Raw genomic sequence first — 21,221 nt, 5'->3', positions numbered from 1 at the left:
CCTTAGTGTGCAGTTGCCAGCTAAAAGCTGACAACTACTTTTAACCTATTTATGGGCGCTTGCCACAGTTTCTACAAAACATGTGTTCGCTGCGCTCGTTAAGCTGAACTTTTATGGCTTTATTGGCCTCTAGTTTACTCAGCCCTAGTTTGTAACGCAGATCTTCAAGGTGACTGAGGTGCTCCTCGCTGAGAGTGCCGTTAGTGATCTGTTCATGTACTGCATTTTCGAATACTTGACGGCGTTTGCGTACTTGCTCTGAAAAGCTCGATGCAAGTAAACCGGTAGGCACTGCAACCATTCCCATACTCACTAGGGTTATTACCCCACCAAATAGTTTACCAATAGGTGTTATGGGCACTACGTCGCCGTAACCTACGGTAGTTAGCGTTGCCATAGCCCACCACATTGCTGCAGGGATAGAGCCAAATTTATCGGGCTGTATATCGTGTTCAAGCAAGTAAATACCACAAGAGGCTAAAATAAGCACCACGGCCATAATAAAAAATGCCGCTAAAAGTGTACTGCCTTCATCAATAAATGCTTGTAACAGCAACTGCATAGCACGCGAATAACGGGTTAACTTAAATACTCGCAGTAACCTTAAAACTCGTAAAAAGCGCAAATCTAGCATAAAGAAAAACATCAATAAGCTAGGTAATATAGCAATTAAATCAATTAATGCTAAAGGCGAAAAAATATAGTGCAAGCGTCGTTTGGTATTTGAACCCTCAATAGCTGCATATTTAACTCTGTCTACACAGGTCCAAAGCCGTATTATGTATTCAATAGAAAATATAGTTATGGAAACAATTTCTAATAAGAAAAATTCTTCATGGTACTGCTTAGCAATACTCGATACAGACTCAAGGACAATGGCAACTACGTTGACCATTATGAGACAAACCAGCATTACATCAAGTATGTGCCCCGCGCGCTGATACTCTCCAGAGGCTTCAAAAGTGTGCGCAATTTTTTGTCTAAGTTTTCGTATATAGTTCATTTATAGTTTAAGTACCATATTTATACTGCCTTCTTCAAAGTCGCGGCTTATTTTAAAGCCCAATTTACGCGCAAGCTCAATCATGCCGGTATTCTCTGGTAAAGTAATCCCTTCAATAGATTTAACTCCTTGGCGCTTACAGTGCTCAATTGCGGCTGTCATTAATATACGACCTAGGCCAAGGCCTTGGCAGTCTGAGCGCACTACAACGGCAAATTCGGCCTGTAAATTATCAGGATCCATAATAACGCGCGATACGCCAAGAGTGCGAGGCTGCCCTTGATATGTTTGAGATACAATAAAGGCCATTTCACGGTCGTAATCTATTTGCGTCATTTTAGCGAGTTGGTCGTGATTAAACTGCCTTAACTCCCCAAAAAATCGTTTATAGCGATCCTCTTTAGTTAAAGACTGATCGAACTGCTGATGTGCTTGCTCATCTTCTGGTTTAATTGGGCGCAGCGTCGCTTGGGTATTATTTTTTAACGTTACGGCCTCTACCAATTCAATCGGGTAGGGGCGAATAGATAAACGTTTACGATGCGTTTGCACTCGATAGCGGTTAATGGTCATGGTGGCGTCCAGCACTAAAAATTGCCCATTACTGGCTAATATAGGGTTGAGCTCTAAGGAACTAATGTCGGGCTGATCAATTACTAACTGCGAGATGCGAGTAAGCAGTGCGCAGAGCCGATATTTATCTACTTTTTCAGGTAGAATACGATCCTTTAGTACGCCTTTATCGTGCGCCGCGGCAATTAAGTATTTTGCTAGGTTCATATTTAGCGGGGGCAAAGCTACTGCTGCTTGTGCGTATTCAAGGCCGGTGCCTGCTTCTCCTAGTAAAATAACGGGACCAAAATTAGGCTCTGTTTTTATTGCTATTCGCAGCTCGTTGGCTCCGGCACGCGGCGCCATTTTTTGTAGCGAAAAACCATCAATAACGGCATCGGGATAAGTGTTCTTTATTCTTAATAACATCGAAAAAGCAGTTTGCTCTACTTCTTGAGCGTCATTTAAGTTAAGCACTACGCCACCCACTTCAGATTTTGAAGGAATGCTTGGGCTAATTAATTTTAGCGCCACCGGAAACCCTAACTCAATGGCTTGCTCTTTTGCTTCTGTTGGCGTGTAAGCCACTTCGGTTTGAATACACTCAATACCGTAATGACTTAAAATTTGGCTCGCTTGATGGGTCGGTAAATAACTTTGTCCTTCTTCTAAAAATTCATTTACTAAGGCTTTAGCTGCCGACTTATTAATTTTTGTATCTACGGTATTCGACTCAGGTGTTTGGGTTAAATGCTTTTGATTGCGTCGATAACTAACTAAGTGCATAAAGGCCCCAACAGCGCCCTCGGGAGTACGATAAGTTGGGATCGCGTTATTAGCGCAAACACGCCTAGCAGCATAGGCGGCATCTTCACCGGTAAAGTTAGTAATAACATACGGGCGCGCCATTTTTGGGAGTGCTTGTAAGGTTTTAACAATAATATTTGCATAGTCTTCGCTAGGTGCTAGCGCAGATGGAGTGTGAATAATCAGTAAGTTTTTTACTTCAGGAGCTTTAAGTAGAATTTCTAACGCCTGCTTATAGCGGCTCGGGGCTGAGTCACCAAAAATATCCACCGGGTTTGAGGCCTTCTCTGAGCGAGGAATTACTTTATTGAGTGCATCACATGTCTCTTCACTCAATTGCGTTAATTTACCTGAACTTTGTATTAGCTCATCTACTGCCATTACGCCAGGGCCGCCACCATTGGTTAAAATAGTGAGCTGCTCTACTTTTAATAATTTTGGGTGCATGGCTAATGTTTGCGTTGCAGCAAATAGCTCGCGTAAATCGTTTACTCTTAACATACCCGCGCGCTGAAATAGAGCATCGTATACCGCATCCGAGCTATGCGCTATTCCCGACTGAGCTTCAGCGGCAATAGCGCCCGCATGGGTCCTGCCCGTTTTAATTACAATTACGGGTTTGCTAAAAGCAGCCGCTCGAGCGGCTGAAATAAAGCTGCGACTGTCCTCAATGTTATCTATGTAGAGCAAAATAGCCGTAGTTTTAGCATCGCGACCTAAAAAGTCGAGCAATTCAGTAAATTTAATATCCAGACAATCGCCCATTGACACAAAGTAAGAAAAGCCAATTTCTTTATTTTTTGCCCAATCTAAAATGGTTGAGCACACTGCCGCCGATTGTGAAACAAAAGCGAGTTTGCCAGGGCTCGCTACGGTATGTGAAAAGCTGGCATTTAGGCCAATATGAGGAATTAATAACCCTAAAGAATTTGGGCCCAACAGCGTAACTTGATGGCTACGTGCGCACTCTTTTAAAGTTTGTTTTTGTGCGTTACTTAAGCCGTCAGCAATTATGATGGCATTATGACAGCCCAGTTTTCCAAGTTGCTCAATAATAAGGTCTAAGGTGTTTTTATTGGTACAAATAACCGCGAGATCAGGTACTTTTGGTAGGGCATCAATACTAGGGTATGCCAGTACACCATGTACCGCAGTGTGGTTTGGTGTTACTGGCATAATTGGCCCTTTAAAACCACTTTGCAATAAGTTACGCATAACTACGTAGCCAGCGCGGGTTGGCGTGTTAGATGCCCCAATAACGGCTACTGAGCTTGGGTTAAAAAACTGACTGATACGCTTGAGACTCATGGCTTTTCCTATGCTGATTAATCTTTGCTATCTGTAATTTCACAATGTACTCTGTTTATATTATATTTTCGAGCGTTTAGGGTTGTTTTAGGCGCTTAACAAGGGAGTTTTAATGAATAAAGTATCTAACTTTAATATTGTTATTGCGGCTATTTGTTTAAGTATAGGCCTAATTAGCTTAGGATTTATTTTAAAAGGTGCTGCGCTTGATATCAAAGGTATGGAACGTACCGTACAAGTAAAAGGATTGGCTGAGCAAGAAGTGCTGGCCGATACCGTGATCTGGCCACTACAATTTAGTGATGCCGACAATAACTTAGAAGCGTTAGTGAGTAGAGTTGAGGGTAAAAACGATGCAGTAATTGCATTTTTAAAGTTACACGGCTTTGATGATGAAGAAATTAGCACTGGCAGCCAATCAATTATAGATAAACAAGCTCGCGAATACGGCAGCGAAAATCAACAATTTAGATATATAGTGCGCTCTAATATTATTGTTTATTCAAATGCGCCCGACAAAGTAAAAAATGCCCTGAGCAAGGTAAGTCAGCTGGCTAAGCAAAATATTGCCATAGTGCAAGATAACTACGAAACCCGTGTGGAGTATATGTTCACTGGTTTAAACGACATTAAACCAGCAATGGTACAAGAGGCCACCGAAAAAGCCCGTGAAGTTGCGACTAAATTTGCCAAAGACTCAAATTCAAAATTAGGTAAAATAAAAACGGCTCGCCAAGGGCAATTTAGCATTAGTGATCGTGACTCTAATACGCCGCAAATCAAAAATATTCGCGTGGTTACGAGTGTGGAATATTATCTTTCTGACTAAGTAAATTAATCACTTGAGTTATTGAGCGCTGTAAATAGGCAGCGCTTAATAAAAGCGTGGTTTCGTTTACCGTATTGCTTTGTAATACATTTAATAATTGCTGTTTTGCTTGTGCATTTTGCTTTTGCTCCATTTCCATTAATGCGAGTAGCGCCGAGAACTCATGCTTTATTGGCGTAGTCGGTTTATTTGCATAAGCAATATAACAGGCAACTGGCGTTAACCCTTGCAGGTTAGGCTGTGCCAGCGCTTTTAGTAAGTCATCGTTAGATTCAAATAACATTAACGAACGCACATAGTTAAACGGTAAATTATCTGCATCAGGGTGTTTAAATACAGTATGCAACACAGTGTTACCGGCCTCATTTTGCGCCAAAAAACCCTTGTTAACTTTAAGCGCAGGTGTAAAAAAGCTTAATGCGTCTAGGGTGCTTAGTTGGCTAATAAACGATGTTGGTAAAGGGTTATTGGTTAAAATACGGATTGCCACATTTTGCATAAAGTTATATTTAACACTCATTCGCTGCGCGCTTTGATACAAGTGCATTAATTGGCTTGCTTGCTGAGCAGGCGTTAACTGCTTAAAGTCGTTATCAAGCTCGTCGAGTTGATACTTAGCAAGGCGTGCGTTAAGTAATTGTATGCATAATTCCATGGCTTATCTCCTTAGTTTATTATTACCTAGCCAGAACACTGGTTAAGAGATTTACTAATGTATTGAATCATAGTTATATTTAATTTTATTATCCGGAGCTCAGGTTACCTACTCTAGCTTAAACAATTGGCTTATAAAACAAAAAAAGGCCGCATAAGCGACCTTCTATATTGTTACTGAGTTATTACAAGTTAAGCTTGTTTACTTGCTATCCACTGATTAACAAAGTTTTCTAGTACGTTAAGTGGTACTGGGCCATTTTTAAGCACTACGTCGTGGAACTGGCGAATATCAAACTTATCACCTAGTTGCTGCTTTGCATTTTCACGTAGTTCTAAAATCTTCAGCATACCCACTTTATAAGCAGTTGCTTGCGATGGCATTACAATGTGACGCTCAACCATTTTAACCCCGTCAGAGGTCGCATTAGGTGTGTTATTTACGTAGTAATCAATACCTTGTTGGCGGTTCCACTGCATAGCGTGAATACCTGTATCAACCACTAAACGTGCTGCGCGCCATAATTCCATCGAAAGGCGACCAAAGTCAGAATATGGGTCTTCGTATAAGCCCATTTCTTTTGGTACTAGCTCAGAGTATAAACCCCAACCTTCAATATAAGCAGTGTAGCCACCAAATTTACGAAACTTAGGCACGCCTTCTAGCTCTTGCGAAATAGCAATTTGCATATGATGTCCCGGAATGCCTTCATGATAGGCTAGTGCTTCCATTTGGTAAGTAGGCATAGCTTCCATGTCGTAAAGGTTGGTGTAGTAAACACCTGGGCGAGAGCCATCTGGTGCCGGTTGTTGATAAAACGCTTTGCCAGCTGCTTTTTCACGAAATGCCTCAACGCGTTTTACTATCATATCGGCTTTTGGTTTTACAATAAATAACTCATCAAGACGCGACTTCATATTATTAATTAGGTCGGTTGCTTGGCTAATATATTGCTCTTTAGCGGCATCAGTATTTGGTAAATAAAACTGCTTGTCGGTTTTCATAAACTGCATGAAAGCGGCTAAATCGCCTTTAAAACCTACTTTATCTTTAATGGCGCGCATTTCGTCATGAATACGAGCTACTTCAGCAAGGCCAATAGCGTGTATTTCTTTTGCTGTTAGATCTGTTGTAGTAGTGCGCTTTAACGCATTGTTATAAAACGCTTCGCCGTCAGGGAATTTCCATGCACCGTCGCGGTTATCTGCGCGTTTTTCAAGTTGGGCTATGTAATTAATCAGTTTAGAGTAAGCAGGTTTAACAGCCGACTTTAAAGCATCTACTGCATCAGCTGTTAGGCTGTCTTTTTCGCTTTGACTGATTTCTAGTTTATTAACTTTGCGTTTAAAGTCGCTAAGCAATGTAGAGTCGTCGCCTTGCTCAAATGGAGCGCCTTTTATAATATTTTTACTTGAGTCGATAACATGCGGGAATACAAACTTAGGTGCAATAATGCCTTTTTCAGCACGTACTTCTAAATCAGTAATTAACTGATCAAATACTGCTGGCACACCGTTTAAGCGAGATATATACGCTTTAGCGTCTTTTACATCACTTACTTGATGCTGGTTAATTAAAAATGCCGCGATCATAGAGTGAGTGCCGTACATTTGGTTTACCGGGTAACTGTGGTAACGCCATTTGAAGTCAGCAATTGAGTTTTCAAGATCTTGCTTTTTTAAGTCGTAACTTACTTTAGTTGCATCATCAAGCTGAGCACGATTAATGCTATTAAGCGTTACTAAATCAGCTTTGGTTTGTGCAAAATCTTTTAATTTTTTAGCTTCGCTACCATCGTCCCACTTGTCGTAATCTTGCTTAATACCCATGTAAGTTTGATACACAGGGCTGCTCATTACGTCACGAGTAAAGGTATCTTCAAAAAATGTATTTGCTTTGTTTATTTCGCTTTGTACTGGTTGTGCCTGTACCGCAGGTGCTGCTGTTACTTGTTGTGTAGCTTGCTGGCAACCAGCAAGTAGTGCAACGCTTACTGCAGCTGCAATAAAAGTAAATTTACGCATTATTTATCCTCTTGATGAACCTAGAACCTAGAACCTAGAACCTAGAACCTAGAACCTAGAACCTAGAACCTAGAACCTAGAATCTAGAATCTAGAACCTAGAACCTAGAGTTAAACAAATAACTCTAGCAGATCATTTAAAAAGCGCTGACCTTTCAGTGTTACTTGCCAATGGCTATCGGTTTGTATTAATAAGCCCGTTTTAATTGCCTGTTGTAGCGCGTGTTGTTGGCTTTGTAATGGCTGCTGTGTAAGCGCATTAAAGTCGTTAATAGGGCAAGGCTCTACTAGACGAAAGCGATTCATAAAAAACTCAAATGCTAAATCGTCTTGTTCAACCTGCCAGCTTTTAAACAAGTAAGGTTTGATCAGATCCATGTAACCACGCGGGTGCTTAACTTTTTCGGTGCGGGTTATTATGCCTGTATTTGCATCAGTTACCTTACCATGCGCGCCACAACCAATACCGATATAATCGCCAAAACGCCAATAATTTAAGTTGTGTTGGCATTGATAGCCGGGCTTTGCATAGCCTGATATTTCGTATTGCAGGTAACCTGCTTGGGCAAGTAACTCTTGGCCTTGCTCTTGAATGTCCCATAGGGTTTCGTCTTGTGGCAGGGTAGGCGGCTTAGAAGCAAATTGTGTATTGGGCTCAATAGTAAGCTGATACCAAGAAATATGCGGCGGGTTAAGGGCAATGATTTGCTTTAAATCACCCAGTGCATCATCGAGAGTTTGCCCAGGTAAGCCATGCATTAAATCAAGATTAAAGCTATTTAACCCCGCTTCTTTAGCTTGCTCTGCGGCGTAGTTTGCCTCGTCGCTGCCATGAATACGGCCAAGCGCTTTAAGCTTGTCGTTTTGCATGCTTTGCACACCAATAGAAATGCGGTTAATACCTGCTTTTACATAATCTTTAAAGCGGCCAGTTTCAACGGTGCCTGGGTTTGCTTCAAGGGTTATTTCGCAGTTATCTTCAAGCCCAATAAGGCTTTTAACCTCACTAAGTAGGCGTGTGTAAGCTGCGCCAGTTAATAAGCTAGGTGTGCCACCACCAATAAAAATACTATGAATTTTACGCCCTTGCACCAAATGCAGGTCGGCTTTTAAATCATCAATTAAATGCTGCACATATTCAGCTTCAGGAATTTCACCTTTTTGTCCGTGGCTATTAAAGTCGCAATATGGGCATTTTTGCACGCACCAAGGTACGTGCACATATAAGCTTAGTGGTGGTAGGTTCACAGGCCGCCTTTTAGCTTAAGTTGCTGTAGTAAATTTTGTAATGCTTGACCGCGATGGCTAATGGCATTTTTTTGCTCTTTTGTAAGCTCGGCACTGGTGCAATTAAGCGTTGGTACAAAAAATACCGGGTCGTAACCAAAGCCGCCTTCGCCATTTTGGGTTAGGGTTATTTCACCTTCCCAACTGGCACTACAAATAAGCGGAGTTGGGTCATTAGCATGGCGCATTAATACCAGTACACACCAAAAGCGTGCGGTTCTAATTGGGTTATTACCCAGCTCAAGTAGTAGCTTATCTATGTTATCTTGATCGGTTGCACCTGCACCGGCAAAGCGCGCCGAGTACACACCTGGCGCACCATTTAAACCATCTACTTCTAATCCCGAGTCATCAGCAATAGCAGGCATACCGGTAATTAGGGCAGCATGGCGGGCTTTAATAATGGCATTTTCTACAAAAGTGGTACCGGTTTCGGCCACCTCACCTACGTTAAAGTCGCTTTGCGGCACAACATTAATATTGAGTGGGCTGAGCATGTTTGCAAGTTCATTTACTTTGCCAGGGTTGCCTGTGGCAAGTACTAAAGTTTTTATCATAAGTTATTTAATCTACGTAAAATTTTTGCTGAAACTGTAATTTTTGAAATTGTGAGTCTTGCTGTATTTCAATCTCAAAACGTAAAACTTCTTCGTTAGTGTAGTTAACTTGAGCAAGGTAATAAATTGCATCGCCTTCAATTACTTCTTTAAAGTTAAGCGTTTGTTTATTGCCGAGTAGATTTTTAGCTGTGCCTTTTAGCACGGCCTTTTGCGCCGTGTTATTGGTATCATTAGCTAATATAGATATATTAACAATCCCTTTGTAGCCGCTACGCTCAAGGCCATAAGCTTGGGCTATTTTAGGTTGCACAAAGGTTGAAGGAAAAGCGATGTAATGTACTTGCCACTGACCTAACTCTTTGTACTGCGCGCCGGAAACTTGCTCACTGTGGGCATTAAAGGTAAAAGCTAAACAGGTAATAAAAAACAATTTAATTAACCGTTGCATAATTAACTCCTAAAACATAAAAAAGAGGTCTTGTGACCTCTTTAGCTAAAATAAGCGCTTAAACTAACAGATCCATAAGCAGCATTTGTAAAAACTGAATACCAATAATAAGCACTAAAACCGATAAATCTAAGCCACCTAGCGATGGTAGAATTTTACGAATAGGTTTTAACATAGGTTCAGTCAGCTGGTGGAATACCGCTTCTATTGGGTTGTAGCCTTGGCTAACCCAGCTTAGAATAGCGCGAATAATAAGTACCCAAAAAACTAAGTTTAAACCTTCTTTTAGTACGGTGATTAATGCTTGAATAAGTACAGGTTGTATAGCCCATGACTTATAAATAAGCCACATAAGCACACTTATTTTGGCTGCGGCAACAAAAAATGCCAGCAATAGCGAGGCTAAATCAAGGCCTCCAAACCCAGGAATAACTTTACGCAGTGGCTTTACTGCGAAAGAGGTGGCTTTAACCACAAATTGGCTCATTGGGTTGTAAAAGTCGGCTTTTGCCCACTGTAGCCAAAAACGCAGTAATACCACCATTAAAAATAGATCAAACAGGGTACTGATTAAAAATTGCATGGCATTCATAATTTAACCTTCTTAAAGTTCTTGTTCCATTTGCTGTGCACGCGTAATACACGCATCCATGGCATCGGCAACGGTTTGGGTTAAGCCTTTATCTTTTAAATGTTCAACGGCTGCATGCGTAGTACCACCTTTAGATGTTACGTTTGAGCGTAACTGCGAAATGGTTATATCGGGTTGGCTTAGTGCCATTTCGGCAGCGCCAAGTGCTGTTTGTTGTACTAAGCGACGTGCATCTGCATCGTTAAAGCCCAGTGCTTTGGCTTTCTCTTCTATGGCTTCCATAAATAAGAAAAAATAAGCAGGCGATGAGCCTGTAACTGCAATAATATCGTTAATTTGCGATTCTTGCTCAACCCACACTACAATGCCAGTGCATTCAAAAACTTGTTGTACAAATTCGTGCTCGCTTGGCGTTTCGCCAGCGCCATATAAACCGGATACACCACGGCCAAGTAGCGAAGGTGTATTAGGCATACAACGTATCATTTTCACGTCTTGGCCAAGCATTTCGCGCAAACGTTTTACGGTTAAACCAGCTGCTACTGAAATAAACAGTTTATCGCTAAAGTCGACACCCGACTCTTGAAACGATTTACATAAATCGCCCATCATTTGTGGTTTAACAGAAAGTACAATTACGTCAGCATCGCGCAGGGCTTCGTTATTGTCACTGGTGGTTTTCACCTTGAAATCGGCTGCCACTTTGGCCAGCTTTTCTTGGTTACGGTTTGTGGCAATAATATTGTTTGCATTAAACCCATTTTTTACCATGCCACCAATAATGGCGTAGCTCATATTACCTGTGCCTATAAATGCGATTGTTTTATCTGACATATATCTGTTATCACCTTTTAAGTTCGTGTGCCAAAAATGTCTGTGCCGATCCTCACCATGGTTGAGCCTGCACTAATTGCAGCTTCAACATCATTGCTCATCCCCATCGACAAAGTATCTACTTGAGGATATTGGGTCTGTAGTTTATCAAAGCAAGTTTGTAATTGCTTAAAATATTGAGTTTGCGTTGTAATATCATCGCTTTTAGCCGGAATAGCCATTAGTCCGCGTAAAGTTAATTGTTCACATTGGTTAATAAAACTGGCCAGTTCGGCTACTTCATTAAGCTGGCAACCCGACTTAGCCTCTTCATTACTAATATTTACTTGAATAAGCACATTAAGCGCGGCTTTATCGGCTGGTCGTTGGCTGTTTAAGCGTTTCGCTATTTTAATCCGATCAACACTTTGTACCCAAGCAAAATTGGCGGCCACTAATGCGCTTTTATTTGATTGAATAGGGCCAATGAAATGCCAAATGATATCGCTATATGCGTGTAGTTGCGCTATTTTATCTACAGCCTCTTGAACATAAGACTCACCAAATTGGCGTTGGCCATGCTTGTAGGCAGCAATAATATCGGCACTTGGTTTGGTTTTTGATACTGCAAGTAAGGTTATTTCGTTACTATTTCGTTGGGCGTTTTTTGCCGCTACTGCAATTCTAGCGTAGGCGGATGTGAGTCGTTCTGCTATTGTAACCATATATTTATCAGTTAGTTGTGGAGTCATAAATGGATATTACCGAATTATTGGCGTTTAGTGTGCAACACAAAGCATCCGATTTACATTTATCATCAGGGGTTTCACCTATGATACGCGTAGACGGCGATGTGCGGCGTATTAATATACCAGCACTAGGAGACAAAGATGTAAACAACCTAGTTTACGATATTATGAACGATAACCAGCGCAAGGACTACGAACAAAATCTCGAAGTGGATTTTTCATTTGAAGTGCCTAATTTAGCACGTTTTCGTGTTAATGCCTTTAATACTCATCGTGGCCCAGCCGCTGTATTTCGTACGATCCCCAGTGAAGTGCTCACACTAGATGATTTAGGTGCTCCCGATATTTTTAAAACCATTGCCGATAATCCTCGCGGCTTAGTATTAGTAACTGGCCCTACAGGGTCAGGTAAGTCGACAACATTAGCGGCTATGGTTGATTATATAAATCAAACAAAACATCACCATATTCTCACTATTGAAGATCCAATAGAGTTTGTCCACGATAACAAATTAAGTCTGATTAACCAGCGAGAAGTACATCGCGACACACATAGCTTTAAAAATGCGCTACGCAGTGCACTTCGTGAAGATCCAGATGTAATATTAGTTGGTGAATTACGTGATCTGGAAACCATTCGCCTGGCAATGACAGCAGCCGAAACTGGTCACTTAGTATTTGGCACTTTGCACACCACCTCTGCACCTAAAACCATTGACCGTATTATAGATGTATTCCCAGGTGAAGAAAAAGCTATGATCCGCTCTATGCTCTCGGAATCATTACGTGCGGTAATTTCGCAAACCCTGCTTAAAAAAATTGGCGGTGGGCGAGTAGCTGCTCACGAAATTATGCTTGCAGTACCTGCTATTCGTAACTTAATTCGTGAAGATAAAGTGGCGCAAATGTACTCGTCTATTCAAACTGGCGCTTCGCATGGAATGCAAACAATGGATCAATGTTTAACAAACTTAGTTAATCATGGCATTGTTACCAATATTGCAGCGCAAGCTAAAGCGCAAGACAAAACTCAGTTCGGTGGTTAAGGAATACTAATGGCTTTATCTTTAAATAACTTTTTACAAATAATGATAGATAAAAAAGGCTCTGATTTATTTGTTTCAAGCCAACTGCCTATCAGCGCTAAAATTAATGGTGAATTAACCCCGCTTGATGATGAGCCGCTCAGCGATGAGCAATCACTTGAGTTGGTTGAATCGGCAATGAGTGAAAAACAAAAAGCCGAGTTTCATACAACGAAAGAATGCAACTTTGCGATTGCCACTGACGAAGGTCGTTTTCGTGTTTCGGCATTTTGGCAGCGCGATAAAGCGGGCATGGTTATTCGTCGTATTGTTACTAAAATACCTGAAATTGGCGAACTTGGGCTGCCGTCTACACTTACCGATGTGATTATGTCGAAACGTGGTTTAGTGCTATTTGTGGGGGGAACCGGTACGGGTAAGTCAACCTCACTTGCTGCACTTATTGGCTATAGAAACCGTAATCAGCGCGGACATATATTAACCATTGAAGACCCGATTGAGTTTGTACACGAACACCGTAAAAGTATTATTACTCAACGCGAAGTAGGGCTAGATACCGAAAGTTTTGAGTCAGCGCTTAAAAGCTCGTTACGCCAAGCACCCGACGTAATATTAATAGGCGAAATACGCTCACAAGAAACCATGGAGTATGCATTAAGCTTTGCAGAAACAGGGCATTTATGTGTGGCTACCTTGCATGCAAACAACGCTAACCAAGCGATAGATCGGATCATGCATTTAGTGCCAAAAGAAAAGCACGATAAGCTTAAGTACGATCTAGCATTAAATTTACGCGCTATTATTGCCCAGCAGCTGATCCCCACATCTGACGGGCAAGGTCGAGTTGCTGCTATTGAAATATTGCTTAATTCACCTATGGTTGCAGAGCTAATTAAAAATGGTGATATAGGCGGTATAAAAGAAACCATGGCTAAATCGAAAGAAATGGGCATGCAGACCTTTGATCAGGCCTTATTTGAGTTGTATAAACAGCAACGAATCAATTATGCAGATGCATTGCACCATGCAGATTCGGCGAACGATTTGCGCTTAATGATAAAGCTGCGCAACAATGAGCAGCAAGGGGCGGGCTTTTTACAAGGGGTCACTATTGATGGCCTTGATGATAAAGGCAATATTAGTTAAGTTAAAGAGAAGGCTTTGGGTATCAGCTTAAAAGCTCTGATATTCAAAGCCTAACACCTAATATTTTTACTCACCGTAACTTGTTTCAAAAAAGCTCTCTAAAATAATCACCGCAGACATGTTATCTACTTTGCCTTTGCCTAAGTTTTTATAACCGCCTTGCTCAAACAAGCGCGCTTTAGCATCGGCGGTGGTTAAGCGCTCATCTTGTGTTTCTACCGGTATGGCATAGTGATTGTGTAATCGATTAGCAAACTTTTTAGCTTTAAAAGTTACCTCTTGGGCGGTGCCATCCATATTTAGCGGTAAACCTACCACCATTAAATCGGGCTGCCATTCGTTTACTTGTACTGCTATGTCATCCCAATTAGGAATGCCATCTTGTGCTTTTACAGCTTTAAGGCTCGATGCGCTGCCAGTGAGCTCTTGACCTATAGCAATACCAATACTTTTGGTGCCAAAGTCAAAGCCCATTACAGTACGCTGGCCTTGCGGCTTGAAGTTTTTTTTTGTCATAAGTTTATCTTGTTAAGCATGACCAGCTTCAGGGCTGAGTTGACTTATATCAAAGCCCAGCATAGAAACTGCTTTTTCCCAGCGTTTTTCAACGGGGGTGTCAAAAATAATTTTCGGATCAGCTTTAATTATCAGCCAGCTATTATCCAATAGCTCTTGTTCTAATTGACCTTGCTCCCAGCCAGAGTAGCCCAAAGTAATAATAAATTGTTCAGGTGCTTGTGCTGTGGTTAACGAAGCGAGTACATCTTTAGAGGTGGTGATCATGATATCACTGCTGAGCGTTTGGCTCGCAGAGTAACCATGCTTTGGAGAGTGCAGTACAAAACCACGGTCGGTTTTAACCGGCCCGCCAGCATATACGCTAACTTGCGCTGCTTGCTGAGTTTTGTCGTTATCAATTTCTATTTTATCGAGTAACTCACCTACGGTAATATTAATAGGTTGGTTGATTACCAAGCCCATAGCCCCGTCTTCATTGTGCTCACAAATATAGGTAACAGCACGTTTAAAAAAAGGGTCTTGCATCGACGGCATTGCGATTAAAAAATGATTTTCTAATGACTGCATAGATTTCACCCTTTTTAGTTAATGAATTTTTAGTATGGCACATACCCATGTTTTTAAAACAAAATAAGCACTTTCATACGATTTAAAAATAATGAATACCTTAAACCTTACAATATGAAAGCGCTTTTAATAACGCTAACTTATTTAGCGAGTCGTTTTTCAATTGCGTCAAATAAAATACCCGTAATTGAAATATCGTACGCCGCTTCAATTTCTTTAACACAGGTTGGTGCGGTTACGTTAATTTCGGTTAATTTGTCGCCAATAATATCTAAGCCGACAAAAATTAGGCCTTTTTCTTTAAGTGTTGGTGCCACAGCTTGTGCAATTTTTAAATCGGATTCACTTAAAGGACGTGCTTCGCCGCGTCCACCTACGGCTAAGTTACCGCGTGTTTCTCCGTTTTGTGGAATACGCGCCAAGCAATATGGAATTACTTCGCCATCAACAACCAATACGCGCTTATCGCCTTGAGTGATCTCTGGAACATAATTTTGTACCATGGCAAAGCGACTGCCGTGCTCGGTTAATGTTTCACAAATTACACCAATGTTAGCATCGTCTGCTTTAACTCTAAAAATCGACGCGCCACCCATGCCATCAAGCGGTTTTAAAATAATGTCTTTATGCTGCGCTAAAAACTCACGAATTTGCTTTTGGCTGCGCGTTACTAAAGTGTCGGGCGTGTGTTCGCTAAACCAAGCTGTAAACAGCTTTTCGTTTGCGTCGCGCAGGCTTTGTGGCTTGTTAACTATGAGTGTACCTGCTTGTTCGGCACGCTCTAAAATATACGTTGCGTATATGTATTCGGTATCAAAAGGGGGATCTTTACGCATTAAAATAACGTCTAAATCGCCAAGTGCAATAGTGGTTTTTTGCTCAAGCTGGTACCAATTGTTTGGATCGTCAAAAACCTGTGCTTTTGCAGCTGTAGCATATGCCTGACCTTGGCGTAGTGAAAGATCATCCATTTCCATATAGTAAATTTCATAGCCACGTGCTTGCGCTTGCATCATCATTGCAAAACCAGTGTCTTTTTTAATATTAAATCCGCTAATAGGATCTGAAATAATGCCTAACTTAATTGCCATGCGCTGTGCCTTAATATGAATATTAATATATATATGTGGGTACTTTTAGTTATTTCAATTAGCTAAGTCGCCAAACTGCAGCTGTAATGCACTTAAAACAGTTAATGCTGCTGTTTCGGTGCGTAATACGCGCGGGCCTAAGCGAATATCTACAAAGTTTTGTTGCTTTGTTTGCGCCATTTCCTCATCAGTAAAGCCGCCTTCAGGGCCAACTAAAAAGCGTACGCCATCTTTTGGGACGGTAATTGTTTTGATACTGTGCTCGGCACGTGGATGCAAAGTGAGCTTAATTGCTGCACTTTGCTGTGCAAGCCATTGCTTTAGATCTACCGGCGGATGAACAACAGGTACAAAATTACGCCCAGATTGCTCTGCGGCGGCTATGGCTATTTTTTGCCATTGTTGGTGTTTTTTATCAAGTCGATCGCCCATCAATTTAACGCCGCAACGCTGACTAAAAATAGGGGTGATTTCGGTAATACCCAGTTCCACCGATTTTTGAATGGTAAAATCCATTTTATCGCCACGCGATACGCATTGGCCTAAGTGAATTTTTAAGGGCGACTCTACATCATGAGTATTTAGCTGTTGTGGCATAACCACGACATTTTTTTTAGTCACCTCAATAATTTCACTAAGGTATTCACCGCCTTCACCATTAAAAATAGACACGTGCTCGCCTACTTTCATTCGCAATACTCGGCCAATATGCCCTGCAGCGTCGTCATCTAATGTAACGGGAGTGTTTAAGGCAATACTCGATGCCTGATAAATATGAGGAACTCGCATGTGGTGTCACTTATTGGTTAGTGCATAAAAGTTATATGCCGCTATGGTAAGTAAGCTGTGAGCTAGGTGCAATTATTTATTTTTATTAAATTGCTCATCAGTCTCTATTAGGTTTAGTGACGCTTGTGCTATATCGGTATGGCACGATAAGTGATTTGAATGCCCTGGGTCTGTTACTGGGCTAAACGAAAAGCCATTTTCGTCTTGGCTAACTAAAAAGCGACTTTTGTGTAGTGAGTTATAAATAAAGCGCTGTTTATCATCGCCAAGTAAGTAATCAACACGGTTAAATAATACGCCTTTAATTTTATGATGATCATGCAAGTAGGTAGCGAGCTCTGATACACTAATTTCATTTTCAAAGTCGCAATAGCAGTAATCTTTTATAAGTTCATCAAACATCATTTTTACTAACTGCCGGGTGTGGCTACCAGCTGCTATTAACCCGCTGGGTGATTGGCTCTGAGCATGATTAAAAGAGTACTCAGCAAATGCTCTGCTAAACTCATTATCTATATCAACTAACAGATAATTGGTTACATCAAATAGCATAAGGCCCCATTACACTTAAGCAAAGTGTTCACAAGCTGATTAAATATTATATTTAATCAGCTTGGTGTTAAATTGAAAACATACTAATAAGCAAATAACCTACAGCACAAAAAACCGCAAATTCGATACAAGCAATACCAATATTATCTTGATGATCAATTTCCAGCGAAGTATCGATATTTGGTAACGAAATCTTTTTTATTACATAAGTTAAACTGTAAAGTAGCACCCACATTACACCGCAATGCATCACGAGTGTAAATAAATTTTCGACCATCTTACCATTTTGAAACGCTGCGCTGGACAAACCAGCATACGCGGCCAGCGATAAACCAATTGATTTACCCGCGTAACGAATACCAATAGAGGTATTTTCAAGGCCAAAGTTACTTTGTAGCGATGCGCCTTGGTTAGCTTTGGCAAAGTGGTATTCACGTATTTTACTATCAAAAGCAAACATACCTTGTAGTACAAAAAAACTTACAAAGGCAATGAGTAAACTGCTAAAACCTTGAGTGTGAGTCCAAGTGTAAAGCCCTAAAGTAATAATACAGTTTGCAATTAACATACCTGAGTCGACCAGTGCGGCGCAGACATTTTGTTTTAAAATAGCGGCTTCTTCATTAAAGCGATGCAAAATCCATTTGCGATGAATTAAGTGACCTACTTTAATAAATAAAAATAATAAAACGATTAAAAAGATCACTTTTAATGGGTTCGATTGCGCTGTGCTTATGCTTATTTCATCAAATAAAAATGCTACTGAGGCAATCACCACCGATATTTCTGAGGCAAAACTAATCCCCATTGCAAAGTTATCATGCTGCGCTAACTCATCTTTAAGCGCTTGTTTTGCTTTTAGTTGAGTGGTTATTCTTAAGCTCATTATGATCACGCAAATAACAATAAAACTAATAGCAATCGCAAGTAAACTAGTGTTAGATAATGACAAATATGACATGGTTTTCCTAAGTAGTATTTACCTTAATAGGTTTTTAATCATTCTAGTACGGTTATTGATGATATAAAAGAGAGTATTGATGAGTAACGTAAAGCAACTTCCCATTCAATTACAAAAACTTGGCGAAACACGCTTCGAACAGCTTTATCCACAACAAAAGCAAGAATTAGCGCTGGTACGGTTATTAGCCTTGAGTGACTTTGCATGGCGCTGTTTAACATCGCAACCTGAGCTAAAAAACTGGTTATTATGTAACACCGAAATTAAAAATAGGGTGATTGCAGCTCCTTTGATTGACTTAGACCTAAATAATATTGATGAGCGCGATTGCCATAAATTACTGCGGCAATACCGAGAAAAGTACTGGCTTAAAGTGGCTTTTTTAGATTTATGTTGCGACAACCCAATTGCCGATAGTATCAAGTATGTAAGCCAATTAGCAGATAACCTAATAGAAAGTGCAAATCAGTGGGCTTATACACAGGTGGCAAAAACCAATGGTGAGCCTTTAAATGAACAAGGTCAGCCATTGCCTTTAATGGTGTTAGGAATGGGTAAGCTTGGCGGACAAGAGCTAAATTACTCATCAGATATAGATCTTATTTTTGCCTATCCTCGCAATATTAAAACCCAAGGCGGGCGTCGCTCGCTCGAAGCCCAAGTGTTTTATACCAAAGTGGCGCAAAAGTTAATAACCGCACTTAATCAAGTGACCGTTGACGGCCAAGTATTTAGAGTAGATATGCGACTGCGACCTTTTGGTGAAAGTGGCCCGTTAGTTATGAGCTTTAATGCAATTGAAGATTATTACCAAGAGCAAGGCCGTGATTGGGAACGTTATGCCATGTTAAAAGGGCGCTTAATTGGCACGCCTAACATTTATTTTAGCGAGTTTAACCAGCTATTAAAGCCGTTTGTATATAGACGCTATATTGACTTTTCGGTGATTGAGTCGCTGCGAAAAATGAAGTTGATGATTGCTCAAGAAGTACGTCGTAAGCGCCTAACCAACAATATAAAACTAGGCGCAGGCGGAATACGAGAAGTTGAATTTATTGTACAAGCACTACAAATGGTACGTGGTGGGCGAGAGGCTAATTTGCAAACTCAATCATTATTACACGCCCTTAAAGAGCTTAGCTTAAGCCAAGTAATTGATGAGCTTGAAGCAAAAGATCTGCAAAAAAACTACTTATACCTGCGTAAAGTAGAGCAGTACCTACAAATATTTGATGACCAACAAACGCAAACCCTCCCGGATGAGGAGCTAAATCAGCAACGTTTAAACTATTTACTCAATCAGCCCGACTTTAGCGCTACGTTAAGCTATTTAGAGCATGTAATGGGGCAAATTCATAATGAGTTTAATCATGTAATAGGGGAGGAAACCGAGCCGCTAGATACTTGCGAAGGCGCATTTATTAGTACTTGGGATCATGGTGATGTGAGTTTTTTAAATGATCCCAGGGAAGATTGGCAAACACCACTACACGACTTTAAACAACGTATATCTAAAGCAAAAGTGGGTAATCGAGGGCGTAATATTCTTGATAAATTAATGCCGGTTTTACTCAAACAAATGAACGACTTTAATGCCACTGCCGAAACATTTAATGTTATTTGCCAAATACTCAATAAAATAATTTCGCGTACCGCCTATTTAGAGCTGTTATACGAAAACCCAGGTGCCTTAAAGCAGTTAGTATTATTGTGTTGTTATAGTAAATGGATAGGTGAGCATATTTCGCTTTACCCTATTTTGCTTGATGAGCTAATAGACCCCGCAGTACTTTATAAGCCAACACCTTTAAGCGCCTATAAAGACGAAATTAGGCAATATTTTTTACGTATTGAGCCCGACGACTTAGAAATGCAAATGGAGGCGTTACGGCAGTTTAAACAAACGCATCAGTTACGAATTGCCGCTGCCGATGCCACCGATGTTATGGATGTAATGAAGGTGAGCGATCATTTAACGGCACTGGCGGAGGCTATTGTCGATCAGGCCGTTAATATTGCATGGCACAATTGTGTAAAACGCTTTGGTATGCCACCTAGTACTAACGACGAAAGCAAAGGTTTTGCGGTTATTGCCTATGGTAAAACCGGTGGCTTTGAAGTGGGTTATGACTCTGATTTAGATTTAGTCTTTGTACATAACCACGATGGCAGCAGCCAAACTAATGGTGTAAAGCCAATAGATTCAAGGCAATTTTATTTAAAATTGGCGCAACGTTTAATGCATTTATTTAATACCCGAACCGCTTCGGGGATTTTATATGAGCTTGATACACGACTACGCCCTGAAGGCGCATCGGGGTTACTGGCAATTAACCTAGAGAGCTTTAATCATTACCAACAAACACAGGCATGGACGTGGGAGCATCAAGCGCTAGTGCGAGCTAGGCTGATTTTAGGGCAAGCTGAATTTGTTGAGCGTTTTGCGCAAATTCGTAAAAATATACTGTGTCAGCCGCGCGATAAAAAAGTGCTCAAAGACGATGTAATAAAAATGCGTGAAAAAATGCGTGAACATTTAGCAACAGGAAATGAGCAGCAATTTGATTTAAAGCAAGATGTTGGCGCAATGACAGATATTGAATTTATTACTCAGTACTTAGTGCTAAATTATGCGCAACAATTTGAAGAGCTATGTGTGTATTCCGATAACGTCAGAATTTTAACTGATGCTGCAAAGCTTGGCTGCATTACCAAGGCGCAAAAGCAGCAATTAATTCAGGCGTATATTAATTACCGTTCGCGCTATCATGTGTTGAGTTTAGATCAGCAAGGGCGCTGCACAGAGCGTGCACAATTTAGTGATGACATTAAAAATGTAACTGCAATCTGGCAAACTGTGTTTGAATTAAGTTAACTTGAACTTTGGTTAAGCGCGCGTCACTTTGATACTCAGATGAGTATCA

General features: G+C 40.8%; 20 protein-coding genes. 4 read left to right on the top strand and 16 right to left on the bottom strand.

Features of this window, described 5'->3' with window-relative positions; genetic code table 11:
- Positions 1-49: 49 nt before the first annotated feature.
- Both PNIG_RS14420 and PNIG_RS14415 read right to left on the bottom strand, forming a co-directional pair.
- Positions 50-1,003, bottom strand: coding sequence for an ion transporter (locus PNIG_RS14420; protein ID WP_011329262.1), 954 nt, complete (start codon positions 1,001-1,003; stop codon positions 50-52).
- Entirely contained in the window at positions 1,004-3,670 is a 2,667-nt protein-coding gene (locus PNIG_RS14415; RefSeq protein ID WP_089368762.1) for a bifunctional acetate--CoA ligase family protein/GNAT family N-acetyltransferase, read from the bottom strand.
- Between the two features lie 112 nt (positions 3,671-3,782).
- On the opposite strand from PNIG_RS14415, the gene PNIG_RS14410 reads away from it, so the two are divergent.
- On the top strand, positions 3,783-4,499 hold the full coding sequence (locus tag PNIG_RS14410) for an SIMPL domain-containing protein (RefSeq protein WP_011329260.1): 717 nt from the start codon (positions 3,783-3,785) through the stop codon (positions 4,497-4,499).
- Here PNIG_RS14410 and PNIG_RS14405 read toward each other — a convergent pair.
- The 8 genes from PNIG_RS14405 to PNIG_RS14370 form a co-directional block, all read right to left on the bottom strand.
- A complete protein-coding gene (locus PNIG_RS14405; RefSeq protein ID WP_089368761.1) occupies positions 4,468-5,154 on the bottom strand; it encodes a hypothetical protein in 687 nt (228 codons plus the stop codon). The two genes, PNIG_RS14410 and PNIG_RS14405, sit on opposite strands and share 32 nt — an antisense overlap.
- 191 nt (positions 5,155-5,345) lie before the next feature.
- A complete protein-coding gene (locus tag PNIG_RS14400) occupies positions 5,346-7,178 on the bottom strand; it encodes a DUF885 domain-containing protein (RefSeq protein WP_089368760.1) in 1,833 nt (610 codons plus the stop codon).
- Between the two features lie 110 nt (positions 7,179-7,288).
- A complete protein-coding gene (gene hemW / locus PNIG_RS14395; RefSeq protein WP_011329257.1) occupies positions 7,289-8,425 on the bottom strand; it encodes a radical SAM family heme chaperone HemW in 1,137 nt (378 codons plus the stop codon).
- A complete protein-coding gene (rdgB, locus tag PNIG_RS14390) occupies positions 8,422-9,021 on the bottom strand; it encodes an RdgB/HAM1 family non-canonical purine NTP pyrophosphatase (RefSeq protein WP_041454577.1) in 600 nt (199 codons plus the stop codon). Before rdgB ends, hemW begins: the two co-directional genes overlap by 4 nt.
- 7 nt (positions 9,022-9,028) lie before the next feature.
- A complete protein-coding gene (locus tag PNIG_RS14385) occupies positions 9,029-9,472 on the bottom strand; it encodes a DUF4426 domain-containing protein (protein WP_011329255.1) in 444 nt (147 codons plus the stop codon).
- 58 nt (positions 9,473-9,530) lie between these two features.
- A complete protein-coding gene (locus PNIG_RS14380) occupies positions 9,531-10,064 on the bottom strand; it encodes a YggT family protein (RefSeq protein WP_089368759.1) in 534 nt (177 codons plus the stop codon).
- Positions 10,065-10,076: 12 nt separating this feature from the next.
- The gene (proC, locus tag PNIG_RS14375) at positions 10,077-10,898 is read right to left on the bottom strand and encodes a pyrroline-5-carboxylate reductase (RefSeq protein WP_011329253.1); all 822 of its coding nucleotides are present in this window, start codon (positions 10,896-10,898) and stop codon (positions 10,077-10,079) included.
- A gap of 17 nt (positions 10,899-10,915) precedes the next feature.
- Positions 10,916-11,629 (bottom strand): YggS family pyridoxal phosphate-dependent enzyme, encoded by a 714-nt coding sequence (locus tag PNIG_RS14370; RefSeq protein ID WP_011329252.1) that lies wholly within the window; start codon positions 11,627-11,629, stop codon positions 10,916-10,918.
- A 2-nt stretch (positions 11,630-11,631) separates the two neighbouring features.
- Here PNIG_RS14370 and PNIG_RS14365 point away from each other — a divergent pair, with 2 nt between their 5' ends.
- Positions 11,632-12,672, top strand: a complete 1,041-nt coding sequence (locus PNIG_RS14365) for a type IV pilus twitching motility protein PilT (protein ID WP_041454575.1) — start codon at positions 11,632-11,634, stop codon at positions 12,670-12,672.
- Positions 12,673-12,681: 9 nt separating this feature from the next.
- Positions 12,682-13,818, top strand: coding sequence for a PilT/PilU family type 4a pilus ATPase (locus PNIG_RS14360; RefSeq protein WP_011329250.1), 1,137 nt, complete (start codon positions 12,682-12,684; stop codon positions 13,816-13,818).
- A 66-nt stretch (positions 13,819-13,884) separates the two neighbouring features.
- Here the strand turns inward: PNIG_RS14360 and ruvX are convergent, their stop codons facing one another.
- The 6 genes from ruvX to PNIG_RS14330 form a co-directional block, all read right to left on the bottom strand.
- Complete coding sequence (gene ruvX, locus PNIG_RS14355) at positions 13,885-14,334, bottom strand: Holliday junction resolvase RuvX (RefSeq protein WP_011329249.1); 450 nt, start codon at positions 14,332-14,334, stop codon at positions 13,885-13,887.
- Between the two features lie 12 nt (positions 14,335-14,346).
- Positions 14,347-14,904, bottom strand: a complete 558-nt coding sequence (locus PNIG_RS14350; RefSeq protein ID WP_058374183.1) for a YqgE/AlgH family protein — start codon at positions 14,902-14,904, stop codon at positions 14,347-14,349.
- A 140-nt stretch (positions 14,905-15,044) separates the two neighbouring features.
- A complete protein-coding gene (gene gshB, locus PNIG_RS14345; protein ID WP_089368758.1) occupies positions 15,045-15,995 on the bottom strand; it encodes a glutathione synthase in 951 nt (316 codons plus the stop codon).
- A gap of 54 nt (positions 15,996-16,049) precedes the next feature.
- A complete protein-coding gene (gene rsmE / locus PNIG_RS14340; protein ID WP_011329246.1) occupies positions 16,050-16,784 on the bottom strand; it encodes a 16S rRNA (uracil(1498)-N(3))-methyltransferase in 735 nt (244 codons plus the stop codon).
- Positions 16,785-16,856: 72 nt separating this feature from the next.
- The gene (locus tag PNIG_RS14335) at positions 16,857-17,336 is read right to left on the bottom strand and encodes a hypothetical protein (protein WP_089368757.1); all 480 of its coding nucleotides are present in this window, start codon (positions 17,334-17,336) and stop codon (positions 16,857-16,859) included.
- A 67-nt stretch (positions 17,337-17,403) separates the two neighbouring features.
- Entirely contained in the window at positions 17,404-18,297 is an 894-nt protein-coding gene (locus PNIG_RS14330) for a DUF350 domain-containing protein (RefSeq protein ID WP_011329244.1), read from the bottom strand.
- A gap of 79 nt (positions 18,298-18,376) precedes the next feature.
- On the opposite strand from PNIG_RS14330, the gene glnE reads away from it, so the two are divergent.
- On the top strand, positions 18,377-21,172 hold the full coding sequence (gene glnE / locus PNIG_RS14325; protein WP_089368756.1) for a bifunctional [glutamate--ammonia ligase]-adenylyl-L-tyrosine phosphorylase/[glutamate--ammonia-ligase] adenylyltransferase: 2,796 nt from the start codon (positions 18,377-18,379) through the stop codon (positions 21,170-21,172).
- Positions 21,173-21,221: the final 49 nt, after the last annotated feature.

The sequence above is a fragment of the Pseudoalteromonas nigrifaciens genome (genome assembly GCF_002221505.1).
In the GTDB taxonomy this organism is placed as follows: Bacteria; Pseudomonadota; Gammaproteobacteria; order Enterobacterales; family Alteromonadaceae; genus Pseudoalteromonas; species Pseudoalteromonas nigrifaciens.
The sequence above is the reverse complement of the archived record's forward strand: the minus strand, read 5'-3'. Positions and strand labels throughout refer to the sequence as shown.

What these genes read in the sequence shown, in the direction of transcription:
- PNIG_RS14420 (WP_011329262.1), bottom strand. Translation starts at nt 1,003, where the DNA reads ATGAACTATATACGAAAACTTAGACAAAAAATTGCGCACACTTTTGAA.
- PNIG_RS14415 (WP_089368762.1), bottom strand. Translation starts at nt 3,670, where the DNA reads ATGAGTCTCAAGCGTATCAGTCAGTTTTTTAACCCAAGCTCAGTAGCC.
- PNIG_RS14410 (WP_011329260.1), top strand. Translation starts at nt 3,783, where the DNA reads ATGAATAAAGTATCTAACTTTAATATTGTTATTGCGGCTATTTGTTTA.
- PNIG_RS14405 (WP_089368761.1), bottom strand. Translation starts at nt 5,154, where the DNA reads ATGGAATTATGCATACAATTACTTAACGCACGCCTTGCTAAGTATCAA.
- PNIG_RS14400 (WP_089368760.1), bottom strand. Translation starts at nt 7,178, where the DNA reads ATGCGTAAATTTACTTTTATTGCAGCTGCAGTAAGCGTTGCACTACTT.
- rdgB (WP_041454577.1), bottom strand. Translation starts at nt 9,021, where the DNA reads ATGATAAAAACTTTAGTACTTGCCACAGGCAACCCTGGCAAAGTAAAT.
- PNIG_RS14385 (WP_011329255.1), bottom strand. Translation starts at nt 9,472, where the DNA reads ATGCAACGGTTAATTAAATTGTTTTTTATTACCTGTTTAGCTTTTACC.
- PNIG_RS14380 (WP_089368759.1), bottom strand. Translation starts at nt 10,064, where the DNA reads ATGAATGCCATGCAATTTTTAATCAGTACCCTGTTTGATCTATTTTTA.
- proC (WP_011329253.1), bottom strand. Translation starts at nt 10,898, where the DNA reads ATGTCAGATAAAACAATCGCATTTATAGGCACAGGTAATATGAGCTAC.
- PNIG_RS14370 (WP_011329252.1), bottom strand. Translation starts at nt 11,629, where the DNA reads ATGACTCCACAACTAACTGATAAATATATGGTTACAATAGCAGAACGA.
- PNIG_RS14365 (WP_041454575.1), top strand. Translation starts at nt 11,632, where the DNA reads ATGGATATTACCGAATTATTGGCGTTTAGTGTGCAACACAAAGCATCC.
- PNIG_RS14360 (WP_011329250.1), top strand. Translation starts at nt 12,682, where the DNA reads ATGGCTTTATCTTTAAATAACTTTTTACAAATAATGATAGATAAAAAA.
- ruvX (WP_011329249.1), bottom strand. Translation starts at nt 14,334, where the DNA reads ATGACAAAAAAAAACTTCAAGCCGCAAGGCCAGCGTACTGTAATGGGC.
- PNIG_RS14350 (WP_058374183.1), bottom strand. Translation starts at nt 14,904, where the DNA reads ATGCAGTCATTAGAAAATCATTTTTTAATCGCAATGCCGTCGATGCAA.
- gshB (WP_089368758.1), bottom strand. Translation starts at nt 15,995, where the DNA reads ATGGCAATTAAGTTAGGCATTATTTCAGATCCTATTAGCGGATTTAAT.
- rsmE (WP_011329246.1), bottom strand. Translation starts at nt 16,784, where the DNA reads ATGCGAGTTCCTCATATTTATCAGGCATCGAGTATTGCCTTAAACACT.
- PNIG_RS14335 (WP_089368757.1), bottom strand. Translation starts at nt 17,336, where the DNA reads ATGCTATTTGATGTAACCAATTATCTGTTAGTTGATATAGATAATGAG.
- PNIG_RS14330 (WP_011329244.1), bottom strand. Translation starts at nt 18,297, where the DNA reads ATGTCATATTTGTCATTATCTAACACTAGTTTACTTGCGATTGCTATT.
- glnE (WP_089368756.1), top strand. Translation starts at nt 18,377, where the DNA reads ATGAGTAACGTAAAGCAACTTCCCATTCAATTACAAAAACTTGGCGAA.